The sequence below is a fragment of the Streptomyces sp. NPDC050287 genome (assembly GCF_044459385.1).
GTDB lineage: Bacteria > Actinomycetota > Actinomycetes > Streptomycetales > Streptomycetaceae > Streptomyces.
On sequence record NZ_JBITIY010000008.1, the window covers coordinates 110095 to 136481 of the forward strand.

Sequence of the window (26387 nt, forward strand, 5' to 3'; positions counted from 1 at the left end):
CCATCAGGGGACTTTTGTGAGCGACAACCAGCTGCGGATCGTCTGGATCTACCCCGACCTGCTCAGCACCTACGGCGACCAGGGCAACGCCCTCGTCGTGGAGCGCCGGGCCCGGCAGCGCCGCCTCGACGTGGCCCGCCTCGACGTGCGCAGCGACCAGCCGATCCCGACCTCCGGCGACATCTACCTGATCGGCGGCGGCGAGGACCGGCCGCAGCGGCTCGCGGCCGAGCGGCTGCGCCGCGACGGCGGGCTGCACCGGGCCGTGGAGAACGGCGCGATCGTCTTCTCGGTCTGCGCCGGCTACCAGATCCTCGGCCACGAGTTCATCAACGACCTCGGCCAGCGCGAGCCCGGCCTCGGCCTGCTCGACGTGGTCTCGGTGCGCGGCGAGGGCGAGCGGTGCGTCGGCGACGTGCTGGGCGACATCGACCCCCGCCTGGGCCTGCCCCCGCTGACCGGCTTCGAGAACCACCAGGGCGTCACCCACCTCGGCCCCACCGCCCGCCCGTTCGCCCAGGTCCGCCTCGGCAACGGCAACGGGACCGGCGACGGCACCGAGGGGGCGTACAACGACACGGTCTTCGGTACGTACATGCACGGCCCCGTGCTGGCGCGCAACCCGCTCATCGCGGACCTGCTGCTGAAGCTGGCGCTCGACGTGAACGCGCTGCCGCCGACCGACGACCGCTGGTACGAGGCGCTCCGCAACGAACGCATCGCCGCCGCTCAGCAGCCCGCGTAAGGGGCGGCCCGGGGCCCGTGCGAGGTCCGCACGGTTCGGCGGGGACCACGGCGAGCCCGTCTGGCGTCCGGTCCGCTCACGTGGGCGGCCGCGTCCATCAGGCGGACGCCTGCTACGGCGCCACCCCCGCACGCCGTTATGGTGGCCGGGTCCAGCCGGACAGTGCGGTCCGGCTCCCGGCCCACTTCGAGAAGGTATTTCGGGCTATGCGCATTGGTGTCCTCACGTCCGGCGGCGACTGCCCCGGCCTGAACGCCGTCATCCGGTCCGTCGTGCACCGTGCCGTCGCCGACCACGGCGACGAGGTCATCGGTTTCCGGGACGGCTGGAAGGGCCTCCTGGAGTGCGACTACCTCAAGCTCGACCTCGACGCGGTGGGCGGCATCCTCGCTCGCGGCGGCACCATCCTCGGCTCCTCCCGGGTCCAGCCCTCGCAGCTGCGGGACGGCGTGGAGCGCGCCCGGGGCCACGTCGAGGAGCTCGGGCTCGACGCGGTCATCCCGATCGGCGGCGAGGGCACGCTCAAGGCCGCCCGGCTGATGTCCGACGCCGGTCTGCCGATCGTGGGCGTGCCGAAGACCATCGACAACGACATCGCCGTCACCGACGTCACCTTCGGCTTCGACACGGCCGTGGGGGTGGCTACGGAGGCCCTGGACCGGCTGAAGACCACCGCCGAGTCCCACCAGCGCGTCCTGGTCGTCGAGGTCATGGGCCGCCACACCGGCTGGATAGCGCTGCACTCCGGCATGGCCGCCGGCGCCCACGCCATCGTCGTACCGGAACGGCCCTTCGACATCGAGGAGTTGGCCCGCACGGTCGGCGAGCGGTTCGCGGCCGGCAAGCGGTTCGCGATCGTCGTCGCGGCGGAGGGCGCGAAGCCGATGCCGGGGACGATGGCCTTCGACGAGGGCGGCAAGGACATCTACGGGCATGAGCGCTTCGCCGGGATCGCGCGGCAGCTCTCCATCGAGTTGGAGGAACGGCTCGGCAAGGAGGCCCGGCCGGTGATCCTGGGGCATGTGCAGCGGGGCGGTACGCCCACCGCGTACGACCGGGTGCTGGCGACCCGGTTCGGATGGCATGCGGTGGAGGCCGTGCACCGGGGCGAGTTCGGGAAGATGACCGCGCTGCGCGGGACCGACATCGTGATGGTGTCGCTGGCGGAGGCCGTGCAGACGTTGAAGACGGTTCCGGCGGAGCGGTACGCGGAAGCGGAGTGTGTGCTGTAGCCGTCCGTCGGGTGCGGGTGGTCGTGGTTGCTCGCGCCCACGCGGCAAAGCCGCATATGGATACAGCCCCGCGCCCCTTGGTCGGCTGTCCTGCCCCCGGTCGTAAGCGAGGCCGGGGGCAGTTCTAGTCTGTGTGCGGACAGACTCGCACAACCCCCACGAAACAGGAGCCGGCGGAGATGGATCACAGCGGGCACGGCATGACCATGGATCTGCCGCCGTTCACGCTGGGGCGGGGGCTTCAGTGGTCCGCGGACCCGTTCTTCCTGGTGGCCTGCCTGGTGGGGCTCGCGCTGTACGGGTGGGGTGTGGTGCGGCTGCGACGGCGCGGGGACGCCTGGCCGGTGGGGCGGACGATCGCGTTCGCCGCCGGGGTGCTGAGCATCGGGCTGGTGATGTGCACCAAGCTCAATGACTACGGCATGGTCATGTTCAGCGTGCACATGGTGCAGCACATGATCATCAGCATGCTGTCGCCGATCCTGATCCTGCTCGGCGCCCCGGTCACGCTGGCGCTGCGGGCGCTGCCGCCGGCGGGGCGCGGGCGCAAGGGGCCGCGCGAGGTGCTGCTGATGTTCCTGCACAGCCGGTACATGCGGATCATCACCCATCCGGCGTTCACCATCCCGTTGTTCATCGCCAGCCTGTACGCGCTGTACTTCACGCCGATCTTCGACTTCCTCATGGGGTCCAAGACGGGGCACATCGCGATGATGGTGCACTTCCTCGCCGTCGGTGTGGTCTTCTTCTGGCCGATCATGGGTGTGGACCCGGGCCCCAGCCGCCCGGGTTATCTGATGCGGATGCTGGAGCTGTTCGCCGGTATGCCGTTCCATGCCTTCTTCGGCATCGCGCTGATGATGGCGTCCACTCCTCTGGTCGAGACGTTCAGGAACCCGCCCGCCTCTCTCGGTATCGACGCGCTCTCGGACCAGAACGCCGCCGGCGGGATCGCGTGGGCGTTCAGCGAGATTCCGTCCGTACTGGTGCTGATCGCACTGCTGTTCCAGTGGTATCGCTCCGAACAACGGCACGCCAAACGCACGGACCGGGCCGCCGACCGGGACGGCGACAAGGAACTCGAGGCATACAACGCCTATTTGGCCTCATTGAACGCACGCGGGCGTTGAGGGGCTTCTTTTTCAGTAGCATGAAGCGCGTTGGGGGAACCGCCGGGGGGAGCGGTGATGACACTTCGCGCATTGATGCGAAAGCTCGGGAAAAGGGTTGCGTGTCTGCTGGTTCTCGTGCTCGCGCTGAGCGGCTGCGAGCGGGGCCCGTCCTTGTCGGTGGTGAAGGCGGTCGCCGCGGGAGTGCCGTCCCTGGCACCCTTCTTCGACGAGCGCAGCGGACTCGGCCAGGACGCCCAGGTCAGGTCGCAGCGGGTGCGGGGCGGGCTTCAGCAGGGCGACACGCCTGGGTTGTACGGGGGTTCGAAGCAACCGACGGTCTGTGACGTCAAGCGGCTCGAACAATTCCTCACGGATGCCAGGAACGAGCGGAAGGCTCAGGCCTGGGCGCGGGCGCTGGACATCTCGGCCGACAGCATTCCGGATTATCTGGAACGGCTCACACCTGTTCTCCTGCGTCACGACACTCTCGTGAAGAACCACGACTACAAGAAGGGAAAGGCCGTCCCTTACAACTCCTTGCTGCAGGCGGGAATCGCCGTTCTCGTCGATCAGCGAGGACTTCCCGCCGTGAAGTGCTCATGCGGAAATCCGCTCCGGCCTTTCGAGGGCGACACGAGCCGGATCTCCGTCGAGTTCGAGAACGACAACAAGAAGTGGCAGGGGTACGAGCGTTCGTCCGTGCTGGCCGTACGGCCCGCCTCCCGGCCACTGGAGGGGCTCGCCCTCGTCGACGTCGGGCAGCCCGAGCGGGGCATCCAGCGGCCGGTCGGCACGACGGGCGACGACGACTCCACGTTCGACACCCGCGAGCGACGCGCGGTACCGGACCTCACCGGGGCGACGTTCGGGCAGGCGAGCCGACGGCTGGCCGACTCGGGGCTGGCGGCCGGCTATGACGACCGCAGGCCACCGCCGGCCGGGGCCAGGATCACGGCGACCGATCCGCCCGCCGGGACCGAGCTGAGGTTCGGGGAGTACGTGATGCTGAGCGTGTCCGGGGGTGAGTCGGGAGGGGGGCAGGGAGGTACGCCCAAGGGCCCCGGCCCGGGCGTCTCCGGCGGGGTGACCACTCCCCCGTCGTCCGGGTCCTCCGGGGCGTCAGGCTCCTCCGGATCACCTGGATCGACCGGATCTTCGGGGTCCTCCGGCACGACGACGACACCGCCACCGCCGCCGTCCGGCAGTGGGCCGAAGTCGCCCTCCTCGGGGACGTCCGGTACATCGGGTACACCCGGTACACCGCCCGGCGCGGAGCCCCCGTCGTCCAGCAAGCCGCCCGGCTCCCGGCCACCGTCCTCGGCCCCGCCGGCCGCCTCCGAGCCGCCCGCCCCTCCCCCGTCGAGTCCGCCGCCCGCCTCCGATCCTCCGGCCGGTTCACCGCCGCAGGTGACGAGTGCGCCCCCGCCCGATGCCCCGCCCCCGCCCAGCACCCCGGTCACCGCCAGCGCCCCGCCCCCGACGAGCGCCCCCGTCTCCGGCGAACCCGCGAGCGGTGGACCGGCCACCGGCGCCCCGGCGAGCAGCGGGCCGGTGACGGGCGAGGCGACCGTCGGCACGATCACGTAACGCCTCCGTGGAACCCGGGAGTCAGCCGATGCCCTCAGGATCACCGACGTCGGGAGTGGGCCGGGTCATCGCCGGCCGCTATGTGCTGCTGAACCGGCTCGGCAGCGGCGGGATGGGCCATGTGTGGCTCGCCCACGACCAGAGACTCGACTGCGAGGTCGCACTGAAGGAGATCGTCTTCCGTGACGCGGCCGAGGCCGGTCACGAGCGGGAGGCGAGGGTCGCCCGGGCACGGGCCGAGGCCCGGCACGCGGCCGGGCTGCGCGGCCATCCGCACGTGGTGACCGTGCACGACGTGCTGGAGCACGACGGGCTGCCGTGGATCGTCATGGAGTACGTGGCGGGCGCCGTCGATGTCCGCGACCTGGTCGCCACGCGCGGGCCGCTCGCCCCGGCCGAGTGCGCCCGTATCGGGCTGGCCGTGCTGGACGCGCTGACCGCCGGGCACGAACGAGGAGTGATGCACCGGGACGTGAAACCGGCGAACATCCTGCTCGCGCCGGACCGCGCGGGAGCGCCGTACGGACGTGTCCTGCTCATGGACTACGGGATCTCCGTGCAGCCGGACGCCGGGGAGACGCGGTACACGCTGGCGTCGGTGCTCGTGGGCACGGCCGGGTATCTGGCGCCCGAACGGGCGACGGGCGGGGCGCCCACCCCGGCCGCCGACCTGTTCTCGCTGGGCTGCACGCTGTACTACGCGGTGGAGGGCACGGGTCCCTTCGAACGGGAGTCACACCTCGCCGAGATCACCGCGGTGGTCATGGAGGAGCCACGGCCCACCGTGCGCGCCGGGGCGCTGGCCCCCGTACTGCGGGCCCTGCTCGCGAAGGACCCGGACGCGCGGCTGTCCGCGGCTCAGACGGAGGCGGCGCTGTCACGGATCGTCACCCCGCAGACGGAGGCGTATGCGAGCACTCAGACCGACCTGGGGTCGCAGCCGCCGTGGGCGGATCTTCCCGCGGCGCCGACGGACCCCTGGGAATACACCCCGTACGGGACGGCCACGGGTTCACCGGGGGCGGTCGCGGGCATGAACGGTTCCGCTCCGGCGCCCGCGGCGCCCTGGCCGGGCCCGGCGGACCCGGCCGGATCCGGGCCGGCCCTGCCGCCTGCGGCTGAGCCCCGCCGGCGCCGCCGGGAGCGCTCGTACGCGCTGCGGGCCGGCATCGCGTGCGGGCTCGGGCTGGTACTCGCGCTGGGCGGGGTCTGGTACGCCCTGGCCAACCGGCCGGGTGACGGGTCCGGCGGCAGCGGAGCGCCGTACGGCGAGCGGGTGGGACTGGCCAAGCCGCTGCGGGAGGGCGACTGTGTCCTCGCCGACTGGGCGGGCGGCCGCTTCCAGGGCCTGCCCCGGCTGGCCCTGGACCGCACCTGCGCCGACCAGGCACCGGACGGCCAGGTGCTGGCCCTGGTGTCGGCCGCGTCGGCGGACCAGGCGCGGCGGCTGGGGCCGGCCCGGTGCGAGGAGCGGACGCGGGAGCTGCGGGACAAGCTCCCCGATGTGCGCGCTCTCGCCGTCGTGCCCACCGAGGACGGTTTCGAGGCCGCCGGGCGGCGCACCGCCTGTCTGGTGCTGGGGGCGCACGGGCCGGTGTACGGGCCGCTGGGCGGCCGTCGCAGGCCGGGCTCGGCGTTCGCGGACACGGCGACCATGCAGAAGCGGGACTGCCTGGACGTCCGCTCCCGCCGCGAGGCCCGGCTGGTGTCCTGCGGCGGTCCGCACGACGAGGAGGTGCTCGGGTTCACCCGGCTGGGCGCCGACGTCACGCTCGCCGACGCGCGCACGGAGTCGGACGTGGCGTGCGCCCGCGAGGTGCCTCCGGCCGACTACGGCTTCGACCCTTCCGTGTACACGGCGGGCTCCTGGACCAGTGAGGGCAGCTGGAAGAACGGCGCACATTTTGTCGTGTGCACCGTCCGGAGGCAGAACGGGGGCACCATGGGGGGAGGCGAACCATGAGGAGGGTGTTGCGATGCCCGGTTCCACGGACGGCTCGACCAGAACGATGGGGGTGCTCACCGTCGGCGGACTCGTCGCGGTGACCGCCTACACGGTGGCGCTCGGCAGTAACGGCTGGCTGTGGTTCGGCTGGGTCGTGCTGGGCCTGATCACCCTGGGGATGGTGGCCACGCGGAGCACATAGGTCCCCAGGTGGCTTCAGCCGCCGTTGAGGCGGCTCGCGGAGTGCACGCCCGGCTGGTACTTCGGCAGCCGGGCGGTGATCTTCATGCCCGCTCCCACGGCGGTCTCGATGACGAGTCCGTAGTCGTCGCCGTAGACCTGGCGGAGCCGGTCGTCGACGTTGGACAGGCCGATGCCGCCGGACGGGCTGATCTCACCGGCGAGGATGCGGCGCAGCAGGGCCGGGTCCATGCCGGCGCCGTCGTCCTCGATGACGACCAGGGCCTCGGCGCCGGCGTCCTGCGCGGTGATGCTGATGTGGCTCTTGCCGGCGGACGCCGCCTTGCCCTCCAGGCCGTGCTTGACGGCGTTCTCGACGAGCGGCTGGAGGCAGAGGAAGGGCAGGGCGACCGGCAGCACCTCCGGGGCGATCTGGAGGGTGACGGAGAGGCGGTCGCCGAAGCGTGCCCTCACGAGTGCCAAGTAGTGGTCGATGGCGTGCAGTTCGTCGGCGAGCGTGGTGAAGTCGCCGTGTCTGCGGAACGAGTAGCGGGTGAAGTCGGCGAACTCCAGGAGCAGTTCGCGGGCGCGCTCGGGGTCGGTGCGGACGAACGAGGCGATCACCGCGAGCGAGTTGAAGATGAAGTGCGGGGATATCTGGGCGCGCAGGGCCTTGATCTCGGCCTCGATGAGACGGGTGCGGGACTGGTCGAGGTCGGCGAGTTCGAGCTGGACGGAGACCCAGCGGGCGACCTCTCCGGCGGCCCGGACCAGGACCGCGGACTCGCGGGGCGCGCAGGCGACCAGGGCGCCGTGGACGCGGTCGTCGACGGTGAGCGGGGCGACGACGGCCCAGCGGACCGGGCAGTCGGGCACCTCGCACCGGAGCCGGAAGGCCTCGCCGCGGCCGGCCTCCAGGGGGCCGGCCAGGCGTTCCATGATCTCGGTGCGGTGGTGGTCGCCCACGCCGTCCCAGACCAGGACCTCCGTCTGGTCGGTCAGGCACAGCGCGTCCGTGCCGAGCAGCGTGCGCAGCCGACGGGCGGACTTGCGGGCGGTCTCCTCCGTGAGGCCGGCGCGCAGCGGGGGCGCGGCGAGGGACGCGGTGTGCAGGGTCTCGAAGGTGGCGTGCTCGACGGGGGTGCCGAGGCCGCCGAGGTTCTGCGGGCGCGCTGTGCGCCGGCCGAGCCAGAAGCCCGCGGCGAGCAGCGGGAGGACCGCCACGCACAGTCCGGCCAGGAACCCGCTCATGCCGTCACCGCCTCCGGGTGAGGCCCGCTCATGTCTTGACCTCCGCACGCAGTTCCTCCGGCAGATGGAAGCGGGCCAGGACCGCCTCCGTCCCCGCCGGGACCCGTCCTGGCGTCGCCAGGGACACCAGCACCATGGTGAGGAAGCCCAGCGGCACCGACCAGAGCGCGGGCCAGGCGAGCAGGGAGTGCAGGGGGCCGCTGCCCGGGAAGCCCGCCATGGTCGCGGCCACGGCGACGAACGCGGAGCCGCCGCCCACCAGCATTCCGGCGGCCGCGCCCGGCGGGGTCAGCCGCCGCCACCAGATGCCGAGGACGAGCAGCGGGCAGAAGGAGGAGGCCGACACCGCGAAGGCCAGCCCGACCGCGTCGGCGACCGGCAGTCCGCCCACGAGCATGCTCGCGGCGAGCGGCACGGCCATGGCGAGCACCGTGCCGAGCCGGAAGTGCCGTACCCCGCGCGTGGGCAGGACGTCCTGGGTGAGCACGCCGGCGACGGCCATGGTCAGCCCGGAGGCCGTGGACAGGAACGCGGCGAAGGCGCCGCCAGCCACCAGCGCGCCGAGCAGGTCGCCGCCGAGGCCGCCGACCATCCGCTCGGGCAGCAGCAGGACGGTGGCGTCCGCGTCGCCGGCGAGGGCGAGTTCGGGGGCGTAGAGCCGGCCGAGGGCGCCGTAGACCGGCGGCAGCAGGTAGAAGCCGCCGATCAGGGCGAGCACGGCCACGGTGGTGCGGCGGGCGGCGACGCCGTGCGGACTGGTGTAGAAGCGGACCACCACGTGCGGCAGTCCCATGGTGCCGAGGAAGGTGGCGAGGATCAGTCCGTACGTGGCGTACAGCGGGCGTTCCTCGCGGCTCGCGGCCAGGGAGGTCGACATGCCGCCGTTGGTGCCGCGGTCGGCCGCCGGGACGGCGGCGCCCCGGCCGAAGGTGAGGCGGGTGCCCTGCTCGACGCGGTGGGTGCCGGCGGGCAGCCGGAGCCGCTCGTCGTCGTGCGGGCGGCCGTCGACCGTGCCGCTCACCGTGACGGTCAGCGGTGCGTCCAGCTTGAGGTCGAGGCTCGCGTCGACCCGGACGGCCCGCTGCTCGCGGAAGGCGGCCGGTTCCTCGAAGGCGTTCCCGGGTGCCCTGTCGCCCTGCCAGGCGAGGACGAGGAAGAGAGCCGGGACGAGCAGGGCGGTGAGCTTGAGCCAGTACTGGAAGGCCTGGACGAAGGTGATGCTGCGCATGCCGCCGGCCGCGACGGTGGCCACCACCACGGCCGCGACGATCACTCCGCCGAGCCAGCCGGGCGCCCCGGTCAGCACCGTCAACGTCAGCCCCGCGCCCTGGAGTTGGGGCAGCAGGTACAGCCAGCCGACCCCGACGACGAAGGCGCCCGCGAGCCGCCGCACCGCCTGGGAGGCGAGCCGGGCCTCGGCGAAGTCGGGCAGCGTGTAGGCGCCGGAGCGGCGCAGCGGGGCGGCGACGAACAGGAGCAGGACGAGGTAGCCGGCGGTGTAGCCGACCGGGTACCAGAGCATGTCCGGGCCCTGGACCAGCATGAGGCCGGCGATGCCCAGGAAGGAGGCGGCGGACAGGTACTCGCCGCTGATGGCGGCGGCGTTGAGGCGCGGGCCGACGGTGCGGGAGGCGACGTAGAAGTCGGAGGTGGTGCGGGAGATGCGCAGGCCGAAGGCACCGACGAGGACGGTGGCCACCACGACGAGGGCGACGGCGGGGACGGCGTAGTTCGAGTGCATGCGCGGCCGGTTCAGCGGTCTTCGACGAGGCGCACGAAGTCGCGTTCGTTGCGTTCGGCGCGCCGGACGTACCAGCGGGCGAGCAGGACCAGCGGGACGTAGAGGCCGAAGCCGAGGACGGCCCATTCGAGGCGGCGGGCGTCCGGTATCGCCGCGAACAGCAGCGGCAGTGGGCCGATGAGGAGGCCGAGGACCGCGAACACGGCGAGTCCGGCGCGCAGTTGGGTGCGCATCAGGGAGCGGACGTAGGTGTGGCCGAGGGTGGTCTGTTCGTCGATCTCGGTGCGCGGGCGGTAGTAGCCGGAGACGTGGGGGTGCCGCCCGCGCGAGCGAAGCCGGGCGTGGGCAAGGGTGCGCCGGGGCGGGCCGGTGACGACGACCCGGCGTTCGGCGGGGTTCTGGGGCACCGTCACGGCCTCCTCATCAGCAGGTCCCGCAGTTCGCGGGTGTGCCGGCGGCTGACCTGGAGTTCCTCGGAGCCGACTCGGACGCTCACCGTGCCCGCGTCCAGGCGGAGTTCGCCGATGTGGCGCAGGGCTACCAGGTGGCGGCGGTGGATGCGGACGAAGCCGCGGGAGCGCCAGCGCTCCTCCAGGGTGGACAGCGGAATCCGTACGAGGTGACTGCCCTTGTCGGTGTGCAGCCGGGCGTAGTCGCCCTGGGCCTCGACGTGGGTGATGTCGTCGACGGCGACGAAGCGGGTCACGCCGCCGAGTTCGACGGGGATGTGGTCGGGGTCGGGTTCGTGCACGGGTATTCGGGGCGCGGAGTCGCTGCGTTCGGCGGCCCGGCGGACGGCCTCCGCCAGGCGCTCCTTGCGGACTGGTTTCAGCACGTAGTCGACGGCCTTGAGGTCGAAGGCCTGGACGGCGAAGTCCTCGTGCGCGGTGACGAACACGACCAGCGGCGGCTTCGCGAACCCGGTGAGCAGACGGGCGAGGTCGAGTCCGTCGAGGCCGGGCAGGTTGATGTCGAGGAAGACGACGTCGATCGCCTCCGGCCCGCCCGGCCCCGACTCCAGCGCGCGGTTGATGCGGCGCAGCGCCTCGGTGGCGTCACCGGCCCCCTCGGCGCTGCCGACACGGGGGTCCGCGTTCAGGAGGTAGAGCAACTCCTCCAGCGAGGGGCGTTCGTCGTCGACAGCCAGGGCGCGCAGCATGAACCCGGAGTGTAGGAGTATTTCGTACGCCTGGACACGTGCCGAGGTCCTGACCTCGCCCTGGATACAGTGCACGGATGAACAGCAGGCCCGCGCCGTTCGACGAACTCGACCGGAAGATCCTCACCGCGCTGATGGCGAACGCCAGGACGAGCTTCGCCGAGATCGGCGCGGCGGTCGGGCTGTCCTCGACGGCGGTGAAGCGGCGGGTGGACCGGCTGCGGGACACGGGCGTGATCACCGGGTTCACGGCCACGGTGAAGCCGTCGGCGCTGGGCTGGCGTACGGAGGCGTACGTCGAGGTGTACTGCGAGGGCGCGGCTCCGCCGCGGCGGCTCGCGGAGGTGGTGCGCGACCATCCGGAGATCACCGCGGCGATGACCGTGACCGGCGGTGCGGACGCGCTGCTGCATGTCCGCGCCCGGGATGTCGAGCACTTCGAGGAGGTGCTGGAGCGGATCCGTGTGCAGCCGTTCATCCGCAAGACGGTCAGTGTGATGGTGCTGTCCCACCTCCTCCCGGAGAGCCCGGAGGCGGGCGCGAGCCAGCCCGCGCCGGAGGAAACCCCGGGGAGCGCAGCAGACGTGCGCTGAACCGAAGAAAGACGCAGCGATCCTGCGCGGACACGCAATTCTTCTTCCTTGTCGGCTGTATCCGCTATTTCCTACCGTGGTGTCACCCCTCAGTGGACACCGCAGGAAGCGGAGGAACCCCTCTGTGCCCGATTCCCGTGTGCCGCGCCGACGGCGTTTCCTCGTCTGCGAACCCAGACACTTCGCCGTGCAGTACGCGATCAATCCCTGGATGCATCCCGACACCGAGGTCGACGTCGATCTCGCCCACGAGCAGTGGCAGCAGCTCATCCGCGCCTACGAGGCGCACGGTCACGGCGTCGACATCGTGGAGCCGGTCCCCGGTCTCCCCGACATGGTCTTCGCCGCGAACTCGGCGGTCGTCGTCGACGGCCGCGTCTTCGGCTCCCTCTTCCACGCGCCCGAGCGGCGCCCCGAGTCGACGCACTACGCCACCTGGTTCAAGGCGGCGGGCTACGACATCCACCGGTCCGAGTCCGTCTGCGAGGGCGAGGGCGACCTGGTGTGGACGGGCCGGTACATGCTGGCCGGCACCGGGTTCCGCACGACCCGGGAGGCGCACCGCGAGGTCCAGGAGTTCTTCGGTCACCCGGTGATCAGCCTGACGCTGGTGGACCCGTACTTCTACCACCTGGACACGGCGTTGTTCGTCCTGGACAGCGGGGACGACGGGCACCGCGGAAACATCGTGTACTACCCGGAGGCGTTCTCCCCGGGCAGCCGTGAGGTGCTCGCCCGGCTGTACCCGGACGCGGTGCTCGCCACCCGCGACGACGCGATGGCGTTCGGCCTGAACTCCGTCTCCGACGGCCGGCACGTCTTCATCGCGCCCCGCGCCGAGGCCCTCGCCACCCGCCTCGCCGACCGCGGCTATGTCCCCGTCCCCGTCGACCTTTCGGAGTTCCAGAAGGCCGGCGGCGGCATCAAGTGCTGCACTCAGGAGATCCGCTCATGACCGCTCCCGCCCGCGTTCCTGTCCGCACGCGCACCTCCGCCGACCTGATCCGCGCCGAGGAGCCGGTGCTGGCGCACAACTACCACCCGCTGCCCGTGGTCGTCGCCCGGGCGGAGGGCGCATGGGTGGAGGACGTGGAGGGCCACCGCTACCTCGACATGCTGGCCGGCTACTCGGCCCTCAACTTCGGTCACCGGCACCCGCGGTTGATCGAGGCTGCCCACCGGCAGCTGGACCGGCTCACGCTCACCTCGCGCGCCTTCCACAACGACCAGCTCGCCGAATTCGCCGAGCGGCTGGCCGCGTTGACCGGCCTGGACATGGTGCTGCCCATGAACACCGGCGCGGAGGCGGTGGAGAGCGGGATCAAGGTGGCCCGCAAGTGGGCGTACGAGGTGAAGGGCGTCCCGGCCGACCGGGCGACGATCGTGGTCGCGGCGGACAACTTCCACGGCCGTACGACGACGATCGTGTCGTTCTCCACGGACGAGACCGCGAGGGCGGGCTTCGGCCCTTTCACTCCCGGCTTCCGTGTCGTCCCCTACAACGACCTGGCCGCGCTGGAGGCGGCGGTCGACGAGACCACGGCGGCCGTGCTGATCGAGCCCATCCAGGGCGAGGCGGGCGTCGTCATCCCCGACCCGGGCTATCTGACCGGCGTCCGGGAGCTGACCCGTCGGGCGGGGTGCCTGTTCGTCGCGGACGAGATCCAGTCGGGCCTCGGGCGCACGGGCCGGACACTGGCCGTCGAGCACGAGTCGGTCGTGCCCGACGTGCTGCTCCTGGGCAAGGCGCTGGGCGGCGGCATCGTCCCGGTGTCCGCGGTGGTGGCCGGCCGGGAGGTGCTGGGGGTGCTGCGGCCGGGCGAGCACGGGTCGACGTTCGGCGGCAACCCGCTGTCCGCCGCGGTCGGCACGGCGGTGGTCGACCTGCTGGAGACGGGTGAGTTCCAGCGCCGGGCCGCCGAGCTCGGCGTGATCCTGCGGGACGGTCTCGCCGAACTGGTGGGCAAGGGCGTCCTCGGCTTCCGCGCGCGCGGGCTGTGGGCGGGCGTGGACATCGACCCCGCCCTCGGCACGGGCCGCGAGGTGAGCCTCCACCTCATGCGGGAGGGCGTCCTCGTGAAGGACACCCACGGTTCCACCATCCGTCTGGCTCCGCCCCTGACGATCAACGCGGAGGAACTCGCCGCGGCGCTGGGGGCACTGGAGAAGGTCCTGCGACGAGGCTGACGCCGAAGCGGGCGCGCGGGCGGCCGGCTTCCGCGACGACGGAGCCGGCCGCAGCGGGGGTGCGGGCGACCGGCTTCCGCGACGACCGAGCCGGCCCCGGCGGGCGCGCGGGGCGGGCCGGCTTCCACGACGACCGAGCACAGCGGGCGCGCGAGCCCATGCTGTGCCGGTCCCAGCAGCCGTGCGGCTCCGTCCCCGCGCGGCCCCACGCGCGCGCCGCTCACGGGGCCCCTCCGGCCCTGTCCCCGCGCCGCTGCCGACCCCGTGCGTCCCCCACTCGCGCGGACTCATGCCCGTACCGGTCCCCCCACCCTCGCGGCCCCACGCCCGCGCGGCCTCTCCCCCATGCGGCCCCGCCCTCACGCGGCCCCGCCCCCATGCGGCCCCGTCCCCGTGCGGTCCCGTCGCCGAGGGGCAAGATTGAGTCAGGTAGTGGTAGACCACTCTCAGCGACAGAGAGGTCGGCCGTGGGCGCACACGAGGAGCCCGACGTTGGCCGCCGGCAGTTCGATGTGGCGGACGCCGCACCCCTGCTGCTCGACGCGGCGGGGGTGGTGACGAGCTGGAGCAGTCAGGCGCAGCGGCTGCTGGCGTATCCGGCAGCCGAGGTGGTGGGCACCAGGCTGGCCGACCTGGTGGCCGCCGAGGACGCCTGGCGGGTGCCGGAGCTGGTCGAGCGGTGGCGCCGGGACGGCGGCTGGGCGGGGCTGCTGTCGGTCCGGCGCGGCGACGGGCGGCCGGTCAGGCTCATGGTGCGGATCTCCTCCGCCGAGGAGGCCCGCGGCCCCTCCCGCTGGCTGGCGCTGTTGTCGGAGCTGACCGAGGCGACCGGCTGGGACATGCACCGGACGGTCCTGGAGCAGATGGTCGCCCGCTCCCCCATCGGCATCGCCGTCGTCGACACGGACCTGCGGTACGTGTGGTCGAACGCCGCCCTGGCCCGCTTCGGCGGCGGACCGCCCCAGAGCCGGCTCGGGCTGCGCATGGCGGACGTCCAGCCGGGCCTGGACTCGGAGCCCGTCGAGGCACAGATGCGGCACGTCCTGGCGACCGGGGAGACGGTCACCGGATACGAACATGTCGGCCACCTGCGGTCCGCGCCGCACCGGGAGACCGCGCAGATGCTGTCGTTCACCCGGCTCGACGACGAGCGGGGCCACCCGATGGGCGTCTACTACACCGTCGTCGACATCACCGCCCATCACCGTGCCCGGCAGCGGCTGGCCCTGCTCGACCGGGCCGGTGAGCAGATCGGCCGCACCCTGGACATCGTGCGGACCGCCCAGGAACTGGCCGACGTGGCCGTCCCCGCCTTCGCCGACCTGGTCGTGGTCGATCTGATGGAGTCGGTGCTGCGCGGCGCGGAACCGGAGCCCGGGGCGGCACCGGTGCGGCTTCGGCGGGCGGGACGCCGGTCGGCGGACGCGGACATCACCGGGACCGTGGGCATCGGCGAGGACGTCGTCCACCCGCCCGGCTCACCCCCGATCCGCTGTCTGGTCACGGGCCGGTCCTGGCTCGAGGAGCGGCTCGACCCGCTCGCCCCGGAGTGGGGCACGGACTCCCCCGAGGGCCCGGTCGCCACCTTCCGGGACCGGGGCCTGCACAGCGTGCTGGTCGTCCCGGTGCGCGCCCGCGGCGCCACCCTCGGCGTCACCACGTTCTTTCGCAGGCGCCACCAGGAGCCCTTCGACGCGGACGACCTGAACCTGGCCGAGGACCTCGTCTCGCGGGCGGCCGTGTGTGTGGACAACGCCCGCCGCTACACCCGCGAACGGAACGCCGCCCTGGCCCTGCAGCGCAACCTGCTCCCGCACCGGCTGCCGGAGCAGTGCGCGGTGGACGTCGCCGCCTGCTACCGGCCCGCCGACGAGCTGACCGGTCTCGGCGGCGACTGGTACGACCTGATCCCGCTGTCCGGCGCACGGGTCGCCCTGGTGGTCGGCGAGGTACCCGGGCACGGCATCGACGCCGCCGCCGCGATGGGGCGGCTGCGCACCGCCGTACGGACCCTCGCGGCGCAGGATCTGCCGCCCGAGGAGGTGCTCGGCCACCTGGACGACCTGGTCGCGCGGTCCGCCCGTGAGGCGGGCGTCGAACCGGATCCGGTCGGCGCCGACAGCACGCAGGCGGTGGGCTCCGGGTGCGTCTACGTGATCTACGACCCCGTCGACGGACAGTGCACGATGGCGTCCGCCGGCCATCCCTCGCCCGCGGTGGTGCTGCCCGACGGGAGCGTCACGTTCGTCGATCTTCCGCAGGGCGCACCGCTCGGCGCGGGCGGCCCGCCCTTCGAAGCGGTCGAGCTGGCCCTGGTGGAGGGCAGCACGCTGGCCCTGCACACCGACGGTCTGCTGGCCCACGGGCCTCAGTGGGCGGGCGACGGCGACCGCGTCCGGGACCGGCTGCGCCGCGCCCTGGAGCGGCAGACGGGCTCGCTCGACCTGCGCTGCCGGACCGTCGTGGACACGCTGGTCCCGGAGGGGCCGCACGACGACGTGGCCCTGCTGATGGCCCGGACCCGGCTCCTCGGCGCCGACCAGGTCGCGGACTGGGATCTGCCCGGCGACCCGGCCGTCGTCGCCGAGGCTCGCAAGGAGGCCACCCGGCAGCTCACCGAGTGGAACCTTCAGGAGCTGGCCTTCACCACGGAGCTGGTGGTCAGCGAGCTGGTCACCAACGCCATCCGGCACGCCGTCGGACCCGTTCGGCTGCGTCTGATCAAGGAGCGGGCGCTGATCTGCGAGGTGTACGACGGCGGCGCCACCGCACCGCACCTGCGTCATCCGCGCACCACGGACGAGGGCGGGCGCGGGCTGCTGCTGGTCTCCCAGGTCACCCAGCGCTGGGGCACCCGCTTCACGTCCGGAGGCAAGATCATCTGGGCGGAACAGCCCCTGACAGATCCGTCCATTTGACGTGAGAACCGCATATACCATGCGAAACTGGGGTGGTCCCGGTGGCGAGAGCGGGAGCCATGAACGATTCGGCGATCGACTATGCGGCGGTGTTCCAGGCGCTGCCCGGAATGGTGGCCCTGCTCCGGCCCGATCTGGTCTACGCGGACGTCAACGAGGAGTTCCTCCGCGTGGTCGGCCGCAAGCGGGAGCAGACGGTCGGCCACCACTTGTTCGACGTCTTCCCGGACAACCCCAACGACCCCGCCGCGACGGGCGTGCGCAACCTGGATGCCTCGCTGCGCCGGGTGCGGGCCACCGGCGAACGGGACGCGATGGCGCTGCAGCGGTACGACATCGAGGACCCCCAGCGGCCCGGGCACTGGCAGGAGCGGTACTGGAGTCCGTGCAACGCGCCGGTGTTCGGCCCCGGCGGGGAGGTGGTGCTGCTGGTGCTCCGGGTCGAGGAGGTCACCGAGCTGATCCGGGCCCGCGGCGGCCGCGGCACCGGCCGGACACAGGTGCTGGAGGCCGAGCTGTACACCCGCGCCCGCGAGCTCCAGGAGCTCAACGAGCGGCTGCGCCAGGCGCACGCCCGGGAACGGGAGGTGGCCCTGGCCCTCCAGGGCGCGATGCTGCCCGCCCGCCGGGAGGTGGGCGACCACCGGGCCGCCGTCCGCTACCGGCCCGCGGTCGGGGCGCTGAACGTGTGCGGCGACTGGTACGACCTGGTCGACCTGGTGGGCGGCCACCGTCTGGGGGTGTCCGTGGGCGACGTGGTCGGCCACGGACTGGCGGCGGCCGGCGTCATGGGGCAGCTGCGCAGCGCGCTCAGCGCCACCTCACGGGTGGCCGCGGGCCCGGCGCAGGCGCTGGACGTGCTGGGGCGGTACGCGCATGTGGTCGACGGTGCCGAAACGGCCACCGCGGTCACCACGTTCGTCGACTTCGACCAGCACACCATCACGTACAGCAGCGCCGGCCATCCGCCGCCGGTGCTGATGCATCCCGATGGCCGGGTGGAGTTCCTCGACCGGGCCACCGACACGCCGCTCGACGCACGTCCCGACCCGGTCCCCCGACCGCAGGCCTCCACCGACTTCGCCGACGGCGCCACGCTCGTGCTGTACACCGACGGTCTGATCGAGCGGCGCCGTGAGGACATCGACACGGGGCTGGCCCGGCTCGCCGACTCCCTCACCCGGCACGGCGCGACGGACCCCGAGCCCCTCGCGGACGCCGTGCTGCGGGAACTGCTGCCTCCGGGGGGTGCGACCGACGACACGGCACTCGTCATCGTGCGGCTGTGAGGGACCGCACGCGGGCACGGTACCCAACACGCCTGTCCCCGGGGCCGGATGCCCGCTCGCGGCCGGTTTCGCCCGTCCCCTCCTGCCCCTACACTGGCACCCCCACAACACGCCGGTTGACCTGCTGGAACACGGCGGCCCGGCCGATCCGCCGGAGTGAGGAGCGACCCGTTGTTCTACTACGTGCTCAAGTACGTGTTGCTGGGCCCCCTGCTGAGACTGGTCTTCCGGCCCCGCATCGAGGGTCTCGAACACGTACCGGACACCGGCCCGGCGATCATCGCGGGCAACCACCTCTCCTTCTCCGACCACTTCCTGATGCCGGCCGTGCTCAAGCGGCGTATCACCTTCCTCGCGAAGGCCGAGTACTTCACCGGCCCGGGCATCAAGGGCCGGCTGACCGCGTTCTTCTTCCGCAGCGCCGGGCAGATCCCGGTGGACCGCTCCGGCAAGGAGGCGGGCCAGGCCGCGATCCGCGAGGGGCTCGGTGTGCTGAGCAAGGACGAACTGCTCGGCATCTATCCCGAGGGCACCCGCTCGCACGACGGGCGGCTCTACAAGGGCAAGGTCGGTGTCGCCGTGATGGCGCTCAGGGCCCAGGTCCCGGTGATCCCGTGCGCGATGATCGGTACCTTCGAGGCCCAGCCGCCCGGCAAGGTCGTCCCCAACATCCACCCCGTGGTGATCCGCTTCGGCAAGCCCCTCGACTTCTCCCGCTACGCGGGAATGGAGAACGAGAAGGCGATCCTGCGCGCGATCACCGACGAGATCATGTACGCCATCCTGAAGCTGTCCGAGCAGGAGTACGTCGACCAGTACGCGGCCGTGGTGAAGGCGCAGGACGCCGCCGCGAGCTCGGACCGGGAGCGCAGGTTCCCGCGGCTGCCGCTGAGTTGATCTCTGCTGTCGGCAGAACGCCCTGGGACGGCGGCCGTCGCGCTCGTACGGTCGTGGGATGAGACGTGCTGTGGTGGTCGGAGCGACGGGACAGATCGGGCGGGTGGCCGTGGGCGCGCTGGCCCGGGACGGCTGGGAGGTGACGGCCGTCTCCCGGGGCGGCGGACGGGACGACGGCTGGCCCGAGGACGTACGTGTGGCGCGGGCCGACCGGGAGGACGACGCGGCCCTCGCCGAGGCGGTCGGCGGCGGCTGCGACGTGCTGGTGGACATGGTCGCCTACGGGCCCGCACACGCACGTCAGTTGACCTCGCTGGCCGACCGGGTGGGCTCGGCCGTGGTGATCTCCAGCGTCTCGGTGTACGAGGACGACAAGGGCCGCGGCTTCGACACCCAGGCGGAGCCGGGCGGATTCCCCGAGTACCCGGTTCCGGTCACCGAGGACCAGCGGACCGTCCGGCCGGGCGACACCTCCTACAGCACCCGCAAGGCGGGACTGGAGCGCGATCTGCTCGCCGCGGGCGACCGGTTGCCGACCACGCTGCTGCGAGCCGGCGCGATCCACGGTCCGCACTGCAGGACGCCGCGCGAGCTGTACTTCGTCAAGCGCAACCTGGACGGGCGGACGCGGCGGATCCTCCCGTACGGCGGCGAGAGCCGGTTCCATCCGGCGAGCGTGCACAACATCGCGGAGCTGATCCGGCTGGCCGCGGCCCGGCCGGGCACCCGCGTCCTCAACGCCGTGGACCCCCAGGCGCCGACGGTGGCGGAGATCGCCCGGGCGATCGACGCGGTCATGGGCGTCGAGCGGGAGAGCGTCCTGGTGGACGGCCCGCCGCCCGCGCCGACGGTGGGGGACACGCCGTGGTCGGTGCCGGTGCCGGTGGTCTGCGACATGGGCGCCGCCGAACGGGAGTTGGGCTACCGGCCGGTCGTCCGGTACGCGCAGACACTGCCGGACACCGTCGCGTGGATCGAGGGGCAGCTGGCCGGACGGGACTGGCGGGAGGCGTACCCGAGGATGTTCCAGACGTACGGCGACCTCTTCGACTACGCGGCGGAGGACGCGTTTCTCGACGGGCTGGGCACACGCGACGTGTGAACTCGGCGCATGAAGACGCCTGTACTCGGCGCATGAAAGGGGGCGGCCGTCGGCGACGGCCGCCCCGCTCACTCAGTCGGACTTACGGCTTCGGCGTCGCGTGCGGTGCGCATGTGACGTCGGCGCGGTCCAGCTTGCCGGTGAGCAGGTAGTTGTCCACCCGCTCGTTGATGCACGGGTTGACCAGGCTGGTCACACCGTGGGAGCCCGCGTCCTTCTCGGTGATCAGGCGGGAGCCCTTGAACCGCTTGTGCAGTTCGACGCCGCCCGGGTACGGAGTGGCCGCGTCACGCTCGGACTGCACGATCAGCACGCCCGGCAGTCCCTTGCCTGTCTTGACGTTCACCGGGGTCTGCTGCTTGACCGGCCAGGTCGCGCAGGGCAGGTTCATCCAGGCGTTGGACCAGGTCAGGAACGGGTACTTCTGGTGCAGCCGGGTGTTGTCCCGGTCCCACTTGTTCCAGCTGGTCGGCCACTTGGCGTCGGTGCACTCGACGGCCGTGTACACGGCGTTGCCGTTCTCCGAGGAGATGTTGCCCGCGGTGTCCGACATGTCGGGGGCGGCCGCGTCGACGAGCGCCTGGGTGTCGCCGGCGACGTACTTGCTGAACACCGTGGCGACCGGCACCCACGAGGAGTCGTAGTACGGGGCGCCCTGGAAGAAGGCGAGCAGTTCGGCCGGGCCGACGACCCCGCCGATCGGGCTCTTCTTCGCGGTGGCCCGCAACTCGAGCCACTCCGCCTGGACTTCGGCCCGGGTGTCGCCGAGGTGGAAGGTGGCGTCGTTGGCGGCGACCCAGTTCTCCCAGTCCTTCCAGCGGCCCTCGAAGGCGACGTCCTGGCCGAGGTTGGCCTCGTACCAGATGTTCTTCCGCGACGGGTTGACGACGCTGTCGACGATCATGCGGCGCACATGGCCCGGGAACAGCGTGCCGTAGACCGCGCCGAGGTAGGTGCCGTAGGAGACACCCAGGTAGTTGAGCTTCTTCTCGCCGAGCGCGGCACGGATGACGTCCAGGTCGCGTGCGGTGTTCGGCGTGGTCATGTGCGGCAGCATCTCGCCGCTGCGCTCGTAGCAGCCCTCGGCGTACTCACGGGCGAGCTTGCGCTGGGCGCGCTTGTCGGCCTCGGAGTCAGGCACCGGGTCCATCTTGGGCGCCTTCACGAACTCCTGCGGGTCCATGCAGGAGATGGGCGCCGAGTGGCCCACGCCGCGCGGGTCGAAGCCCACGAAGTCGTACGCCTTGGCCGCCTTGGTCCAGAGCGGCGCCTTGGTGGTGACCCGGCGCGGGAAGCGCATGCCGGAGCCGCCCGGGCCGCCGGGGTTGTAGACGAGCGCGCCCTGGCGCTCCTTCTGGGTACCGGTGTTGCCGATGCGGTCGACGGCGATCTTGATCTGCTTGCCGTAGGGCTTGGCGTAGTCGAGCGGCACGGTGACATAGCCGCACTGGATCGGCTTCTCCAGGCCCCAGTCGGCCGGGCAGTCCCGCCAGTCGATGCCGGCCTTCGCGGCCTCGGCGGCGGCGACCGCCGCGCCGCGGGCCTCGCGGTCCCGGCCGCCGCGGGAGTCCGCGCTGGCGCTCGCCGTGGGCGCCACGGCGCCGGCTATCAGCGTCACCGCGACGATCACTCCGGCGGAACCGAACGCTGCCGCGCGCCTCGTCACTCTCTTGTCCCTCAAGGGGCCCCTCCCCGTACGTCGTTGATGTGTACGGGGATCCTCTCGGCTGTGAGTCCCCTGAGAACAGGGGTGGTCCGCCTTCTTTGCCATTCCGATAAGCGGACGGGAGTGTTCGCTCGGCGGACTCCGGCCTCTAGGGCCTGTTGCGAAAGTGGCCTCGTCGCCCGGAGGGCGGCCGCGCGGCGTCCGGTGCGTGCTCTCGGCGTGCCGCCCGGAAGCCCTCGTACTGGGCGTACTCGGGCTTTCGGGCGGTGCGGCGAGAGTGCGTGCCGGGCGTCGCGCGGCAGAGGCCACTTTCGCAACAGGCCCTAGCCGACAGACGCCAGGGCCTCGTCCAGCACCCGCCGCAACCGCAGCGCGTCCGGCGCCACGGCGGTCACCAGCGCCGCGGGCCCCGCGAGCGGCACAACGGCAGCCCACTCCCCCAGCACCCGCGCGGCCACCGGCGAGTCCGCGAACTCCGGCCGTACGACGACGATCTGACCGACGGCCCGATGTCCCGCGAGGACGGCGGGCCCGTCCCAGCCGCCGGGTGCCCCGGGACCGCAGGCCAACTCCTGGTCGAGCACGGTCCGTCCCGCGACCCGTACGACGAGCCGGCTGCACAGCCGTCCGGGCTCCTCCCCGGTCCGCCCCAGCACCTGCTCCTCGCGCAGCACGAGCCGGGCGGTCGCACCGAGGTCGACATGCGAGGTCACATGCAGATCACTCCCCCGCACGGAGATCAACTGCTCCGGCAGCCACCGCAGTTCACCGCCGTCGGCGACGGTGAGCCGGACGTCGTACCGGGCCTCGCCCTTCGCCTGCCCCGGGAGCGCGATGGTCGCGGCGGACGACCCGACACACAACCGGGCCCCGCTCTCGACACCGGCCTCCACGGCGAAGTGGTCACCGCCGAGCGGCCCGCTCATCGCGCCGACGAGCATGACCCGCGCCTCGGCACCGCTCCCCCGGGTCCGCCGCAGGGCCAGCGGCCCGTCGCCCTCCAGGACGGGCAGCGACGTACCGCCCCGCCCGTCGTCCCGGGCGACGATCCTCGCGGTGGCCCGCACGCCGGTCGTGCCCGCGGTCATGCCGTCCACGCGGCGAGCTGCGCCCGCACCCAGTCGGCGACGTCCTTCACACCCGGCTCGGCCCTGAGCGACTGGAACACGACCGGCAGCTCGGCCCGCTGCGCCTTCGCGTCCGCCGCCATCCGTCCCAGGTCGGAACCGACGTACGGCGCGAGGTCGGTCTTGTTGACGACGAGCAGGTCGGCGGTGGTGACCCCGGGCCCGCCCTTGCGCGGAATGTCATCCCCACCCGCCACGTCGATGACGAAGATCTGCGCGTCGACCAGCCCCTTGGAGAAGGTCGCGGTGAGATTGTCGCCGCCCGACTCCACCAGGATCAGATCCAACGGCCCCACCTCGTCCTCCAGGTCCTCCACCGCCTCCAGATTGGCGGAGATGTCATCCCGGATCGCGGTGTGCGGGCACGCCCCCGTCTCCACGGCGGTGATCCTCTCCGGCGGCAACACCGCCTCCCTGAGCAGAAACTCGGCGTCCTCGCGGGTGTAGATGTCATTGGTCACGACAGCAAGGGCCAACTCGTCCCGCAGAGCCCGGCAGAGCGCGGCAACGGTAGCCGTCTTCCCCGACCCCACAGGCCCCCCGAGCCCGATGCGCAGAGCCCGGCGAACCCCGTCGGGACGCCGAGCGTCGGCACTTACGGCGGCGGGACCGTGGTGAGAGTGATCGAGATGCATGGGGGCTCCTCTTGGTTGCCGACGGTGGGTGCTCGTTCGGTCTTTGATGCCTTAGCGGGTCTGCGTGCCTTAGCGGGTCTGCGTGCCTTGCGGGTCTGCAGTGGCCTGCGGTGCCTTTCAGCCGGGCCGCGCATCAACCAGCCCGTCCGGCGTTTGAGGACGAGGCCGTTCAGGCCGATCGGGGTCTGGGGCGGAGCCCCAGGAGGGGTGCAGGGGACGCAGTCCCCGCCGGGGGCCGGGGGCGGAGCCCCTGGCCGGGTCGAAGGGGCGGAGCCCCTGGGGATGGGACGGGTAGGGGCGGCGGGGGCGAGAAAAACCCCTAGGACGCGAACAGACGTACCGGCCACGCCGCATGCCCCTCGCCCGAGATCTCCAGCAACGGCGCCGACGCCGCAGGCAACACATCGACCCCTCCGTCGACAGCCACCCGCGCCGCCTCCACCGCCGCATCCGCGACCCGGTCCAGCTCCGGCACCAACCGAGCCAACACCCCCGTAGCGTCAAAGGGATCCAGGCTCAGCAACCGCACCGTCGCCGACGCCGGCCCGCTCACACTCTCGTACACCGCGCAGTACGCCGCATCAACGGCCCCCAGCCCCGCCGCCCGCGCCGCCACCCCCAGCACCACCGGCTGATGCGCCCCCTTGGGAAACTCACGTGCCAACGCGTCGAGTTCCGGCGACGGCCAGGTCACCCGCGCGGCCCGCATCAACTGCCGCCCCAGCTTCCGCGCGGCGACCCGCAACGCGGGCGACGGCGTCCGCGCATCGGCGGCCGCGTCCAACTCCACGGGATCCACGCCGAGTACCGCGGCAGCGGCCAGCGCCGCGGCGACCCGCCCCGCCGTGTGCAACCGCCCCCGGCAGAAGTCCTCCAGGCTCGCCGCCCCGGTGATCCTCCCTGCCTTGACGGCCGCTTCCGCCCCACCGGAGTGTGCGTGCCCCCCGGCGGGAAAGCGGCCGTCGGCCAGGACAAGAAGCGCTGCCCTGGACATCAGAAGAGGAAGTACCGCTGAGCCATGGGCAGTTCAGCCGCCGGCGTCGCCTCGACGAGTTCCCCGTCGATGTGCACGGCGAAGCTGTCCGGATCGACCCGTACCGTCGGCCGCGCGTCGTTCTCCCGCATGTCCGCCTTGGTCACGCCCCGCGTGGACTCGATGGCGACGAAACGCTTCCCCAACTGCAGCCGCTCCGGCAGCCCGTCCTCGATGGCGAGCGGCGCCACGAAGTTGAACGAGTTCGACGCCGGTGCCCGCCCGATCGCTCCGTACATCGGACGCGGCAGGATCGGCTGCGGGGTCGGGATGGAGGCGTTCGCGTCGCCCATCTGCGCGTACGCGATCTGTCCGCCCTTGATCACCAGGTGCGGCTTGACGCCGAAGAACGCCGGCTCCCACAGCACGAGGTCGGCGAGCTTGCCGGACTCCACGGAGCCGATCTCCCGCGCCAGGCCCTGTGCGAGCGCCGGGTTGATCGTGTACTTGGCGACGTAGCGGCGTACCCGGTGGTTGTCCGCTCGCCCGTCACCGGGCAGCGCGCCCCGCCGCCGCTTCATCACATGCGCGGTCTGCCAGGTCCGCATGACGACCTCGCCGACCCGGCCCATGGCCTGCGCGTCGGAGGAGATGATCGAGATCGCGCCCAGGTCGTGGAGGATGTCCTCCGCGCCGATCGTGGAGGGCCGGATGCGGGACTCGGCGAAGGCGAGGTCCTCGGGGACGGCCGGGTTGAGGTGGTGGCACACCATCAGCATGTCGAGGTGTTCCTCGGCGGTGTTGACGGTGAACGGCCGCGTCGGGTTCGTCGAACTCGGCAGTATGTGCGGCTCGGAGACCACGGTCATGATGTCCGGGGCGTGCCCGCCGCCCGCGCCCTCGGTGTGGTAGGCGTGAATGCCGCGTCCGCCGATGGCCGCCAGGGTGTCGCCGACGAACCCGGCCTCGTTCAGGGTGTCCGTGTGGATCGCCACCTGGATGCCGGTCCGGTCGGCGACGGTCAGCGAGGCGTCGATGACGGCCGGGGTGGAGCCCCAGTCCTCGTGCAGCTTGAGGCCGAGGGCGCCGCCGCGGATCTGGGACAGCATCGCCTCGTGCGAGACCGTGTTGCCCTTGCCGAGGAAGCCGATGTTGAGCGGGTACTGCTCCATCGCCTCCAGCATCCGGGCCAGATGCCAGGGGCCGGGCGTGACGGTGGTCGCCTTGGAACCCTCGGCCGGTCCGGTACCGCCACCGACCAGAGTGGTGATGCCGGCCGACAGCGCCTCGTCGGCGATCTGCGGGCAGATGAAGTGGACGTGCGCGTCGATCGCGCCGGCGGTCAGGATCCGCCCGTTGCCCGCGATGACCTCGGTCTCGGGACCGATCACCAGGTCCGGGTGCACCCCGTCCATGGTGTCGGGGTTGCCCGCCTTGCCGATGCCGGTGATCCGGCCGTCGCGGATGCCGACGTCGGCCTTGACGACGCCCCAGTGGTCGACGATCACCACACCGGTGATGACGGTGTCGGGGGTGCCTTCTGCGCGCGTAGCACGCGACTGGCCCATGGACTCGCGGATGACCTTGCCGCCGCCGAACACGGCCTCGTCACCGGCCAGGGAGGGACCACCGCTGCGGTCCTCCTCGATCTCGATCAGCAGATCGGTGTCGGCGAGCCGGATACGGTCGCCGGTCGTCGGACCGAACAGGTCGGCGTACGCGGCACGCGAGATCTCAGGCATCGAGGGCACCTCCGGTCTCCCCGCGCAGTCCGGGCACCACACGGGCACCGGCCAGCGGGACGAGTTCGACGTCGACGGGGATCCCGGGCTCGAAGCGTACGGCGGTGCCGGCCGCGATGTTGAGCCGCTTGCCGCGCGCGGCGGCGCGGTCGAAGTCCAGACCGGGGTTGGCCTCGGCGAAGTGGTAGTGGGAACCGACCTGGACGGGCCGGTCGGCGGCGTTCAGGACGGTCAGCGAGGTGACCTCACGGCCCTCGTTGTAGACGATCGGGTCCTCGGCGAACAGGAACTCTCCGGGAATCACGG

General features: G+C 72.3%; 23 protein-coding genes. 13 read left to right on the top strand and 10 right to left on the bottom strand.

Annotated features, from left to right (window positions below; all coding sequences use genetic code 11):
* Positions 1 to 16: 16 nt before the first annotated feature.
* The 6 genes from ACIBK3_RS28540 to ACIBK3_RS28565 all read left to right on the top strand — a co-directional run bounded on the left by ACIBK3_RS28540 (position 17) and on the right by ACIBK3_RS28565 (position 6823).
* Entirely contained in the window at positions 17 to 745 is a 729-nt protein-coding gene (locus ACIBK3_RS28540; protein WP_030664187.1) for a glutamine amidotransferase, read from the top strand.
* Positions 746 to 951: 206 nt separating this feature from the next.
* Positions 952 to 1977 (top strand): 6-phosphofructokinase, encoded by a 1026-nt coding sequence (locus ACIBK3_RS28545; protein ID WP_399370162.1) that lies wholly within the window; start codon positions 952 to 954, stop codon positions 1975 to 1977.
* A 179-nt stretch (positions 1978 to 2156) separates the two neighbouring features.
* Positions 2157 to 3107, top strand: a complete 951-nt coding sequence (locus ACIBK3_RS28550) for a cytochrome c oxidase assembly protein (protein ID WP_399370164.1) — start codon at positions 2157 to 2159, stop codon at positions 3105 to 3107.
* Between the two features lie 117 nt (positions 3108 to 3224).
* The gene (locus tag ACIBK3_RS28555) at positions 3225 to 4676 is read left to right on the top strand and encodes a DUF6777 domain-containing protein (protein WP_399370166.1); all 1452 of its coding nucleotides are present in this window, start codon (positions 3225 to 3227) and stop codon (positions 4674 to 4676) included.
* A gap of 28 nt (positions 4677 to 4704) precedes the next feature.
* Positions 4705 to 6639 (top strand): protein kinase, encoded by a 1935-nt coding sequence (locus ACIBK3_RS28560; RefSeq protein ID WP_399370167.1) that lies wholly within the window; start codon positions 4705 to 4707, stop codon positions 6637 to 6639.
* A gap of 13 nt (positions 6640 to 6652) precedes the next feature.
* On the top strand, positions 6653 to 6823 hold the full coding sequence (locus ACIBK3_RS28565) for a membrane protein (protein ID WP_030041537.1): 171 nt from the start codon (positions 6653 to 6655) through the stop codon (positions 6821 to 6823).
* A gap of 14 nt (positions 6824 to 6837) precedes the next feature.
* On the opposite strand, the gene ACIBK3_RS28570 is transcribed toward ACIBK3_RS28565, so the two are convergent.
* The 4 genes from ACIBK3_RS28570 to ACIBK3_RS28585 are packed head-to-tail and all read right to left on the bottom strand — an operon-like array spanning position 6838 to position 10952.
* A complete protein-coding gene (locus ACIBK3_RS28570; protein WP_399370169.1) occupies positions 6838 to 8052 on the bottom strand; it encodes a sensor histidine kinase in 1215 nt (404 codons plus the stop codon).
* 28 nt (positions 8053 to 8080) lie between these two features.
* Positions 8081 to 9793 (bottom strand): cation acetate symporter, encoded by a 1713-nt coding sequence (locus tag ACIBK3_RS28575; protein WP_399370171.1) that lies wholly within the window; start codon positions 9791 to 9793, stop codon positions 8081 to 8083.
* A gap of 11 nt (positions 9794 to 9804) precedes the next feature.
* Positions 9805 to 10200 (bottom strand): hypothetical protein, encoded by a 396-nt coding sequence (locus ACIBK3_RS28580; protein WP_399370173.1) that lies wholly within the window; start codon positions 10198 to 10200, stop codon positions 9805 to 9807.
* A gap of 2 nt (positions 10201 to 10202) precedes the next feature.
* Entirely contained in the window at positions 10203 to 10952 is a 750-nt protein-coding gene (locus ACIBK3_RS28585) for a LytR/AlgR family response regulator transcription factor (RefSeq protein ID WP_399370175.1), read from the bottom strand.
* A 77-nt stretch (positions 10953 to 11029) separates the two neighbouring features.
* Between ACIBK3_RS28585 and ACIBK3_RS28590 the strand changes: the two genes are divergently transcribed.
* The 7 genes from ACIBK3_RS28590 to ACIBK3_RS28620 all read left to right on the top strand — a co-directional run bounded on the left by ACIBK3_RS28590 (position 11030) and on the right by ACIBK3_RS28620 (position 19938).
* Complete coding sequence (locus ACIBK3_RS28590; protein ID WP_399370178.1) at positions 11030 to 11545, top strand: Lrp/AsnC family transcriptional regulator; 516 nt, start codon at positions 11030 to 11032, stop codon at positions 11543 to 11545.
* A gap of 124 nt (positions 11546 to 11669) precedes the next feature.
* The gene (gene ddaH / locus ACIBK3_RS28595; protein WP_399370180.1) at positions 11670 to 12500 is read left to right on the top strand and encodes a dimethylargininase; all 831 of its coding nucleotides are present in this window, start codon (positions 11670 to 11672) and stop codon (positions 12498 to 12500) included.
* Entirely contained in the window at positions 12497 to 13732 is a 1236-nt protein-coding gene (rocD, locus tag ACIBK3_RS28600) for an ornithine--oxo-acid transaminase (RefSeq protein ID WP_399370182.1), read from the top strand. Before ddaH ends, rocD begins: the two co-directional genes overlap by 4 nt.
* A gap of 467 nt (positions 13733 to 14199) precedes the next feature.
* Positions 14200 to 16650 (top strand): SpoIIE family protein phosphatase, encoded by a 2451-nt coding sequence (locus tag ACIBK3_RS28605; RefSeq protein WP_399370184.1) that lies wholly within the window; start codon positions 14200 to 14202, stop codon positions 16648 to 16650.
* 59 nt (positions 16651 to 16709) lie between these two features.
* Positions 16710 to 17939, top strand: a complete 1230-nt coding sequence (locus tag ACIBK3_RS28610) for a PP2C family protein-serine/threonine phosphatase (protein WP_399370186.1) — start codon at positions 16710 to 16712, stop codon at positions 17937 to 17939.
* A 171-nt stretch (positions 17940 to 18110) separates the two neighbouring features.
* On the top strand, positions 18111 to 18836 hold the full coding sequence (locus ACIBK3_RS28615) for a lysophospholipid acyltransferase family protein (protein ID WP_399370188.1): 726 nt from the start codon (positions 18111 to 18113) through the stop codon (positions 18834 to 18836).
* Between the two features lie 70 nt (positions 18837 to 18906).
* Positions 18907 to 19938 (top strand): NAD-dependent epimerase/dehydratase family protein, encoded by a 1032-nt coding sequence (locus ACIBK3_RS28620; protein ID WP_399370494.1) that lies wholly within the window; start codon positions 18907 to 18909, stop codon positions 19936 to 19938.
* 82 nt (positions 19939 to 20020) lie between these two features.
* On the opposite strand, the gene ACIBK3_RS28625 is transcribed toward ACIBK3_RS28620, so the two are convergent.
* From ACIBK3_RS28625 to ACIBK3_RS28650, 6 genes are all read right to left on the bottom strand, one after another.
* A complete protein-coding gene (locus ACIBK3_RS28625; RefSeq protein ID WP_399370190.1) occupies positions 20021 to 21619 on the bottom strand; it encodes an alpha/beta hydrolase in 1599 nt (532 codons plus the stop codon).
* A 308-nt stretch (positions 21620 to 21927) separates the two neighbouring features.
* The gene (locus ACIBK3_RS28630; protein WP_399370192.1) at positions 21928 to 22692 is read right to left on the bottom strand and encodes an urease accessory protein UreD; all 765 of its coding nucleotides are present in this window, start codon (positions 22690 to 22692) and stop codon (positions 21928 to 21930) included.
* Positions 22689 to 23366: an urease accessory protein UreG gene (ureG, locus tag ACIBK3_RS28635; protein WP_399370194.1), complete on the bottom strand. Its 678-nt coding sequence runs from the start codon at positions 23364 to 23366 to the stop codon at positions 22689 to 22691. The genes ACIBK3_RS28630 and ureG overlap by 4 nt, the downstream gene beginning before the upstream one ends.
* A gap of 319 nt (positions 23367 to 23685) precedes the next feature.
* Positions 23686 to 24360 carry an urease accessory protein UreF gene (locus tag ACIBK3_RS28640; protein ID WP_399370196.1) on the bottom strand — a complete coding sequence of 225 codons (675 nt, stop codon included), beginning with the start codon at positions 24358 to 24360 and terminating at the stop codon, positions 23686 to 23688.
* Positions 24360 to 26081, bottom strand: a complete 1722-nt coding sequence (locus ACIBK3_RS28645) for an urease subunit alpha (protein ID WP_399370198.1) — start codon at positions 26079 to 26081, stop codon at positions 24360 to 24362. The genes ACIBK3_RS28640 and ACIBK3_RS28645 overlap by 1 nt, the downstream gene beginning before the upstream one ends.
* Complete coding sequence (locus tag ACIBK3_RS28650) at positions 26074 to 26385, bottom strand: urease subunit beta (protein WP_030664249.1); 312 nt, start codon at positions 26383 to 26385, stop codon at positions 26074 to 26076. Before ACIBK3_RS28650 ends, ACIBK3_RS28645 begins: the two co-directional genes overlap by 8 nt.
* Between the last annotated feature and the right edge of the window lie 2 nt (positions 26386 to 26387).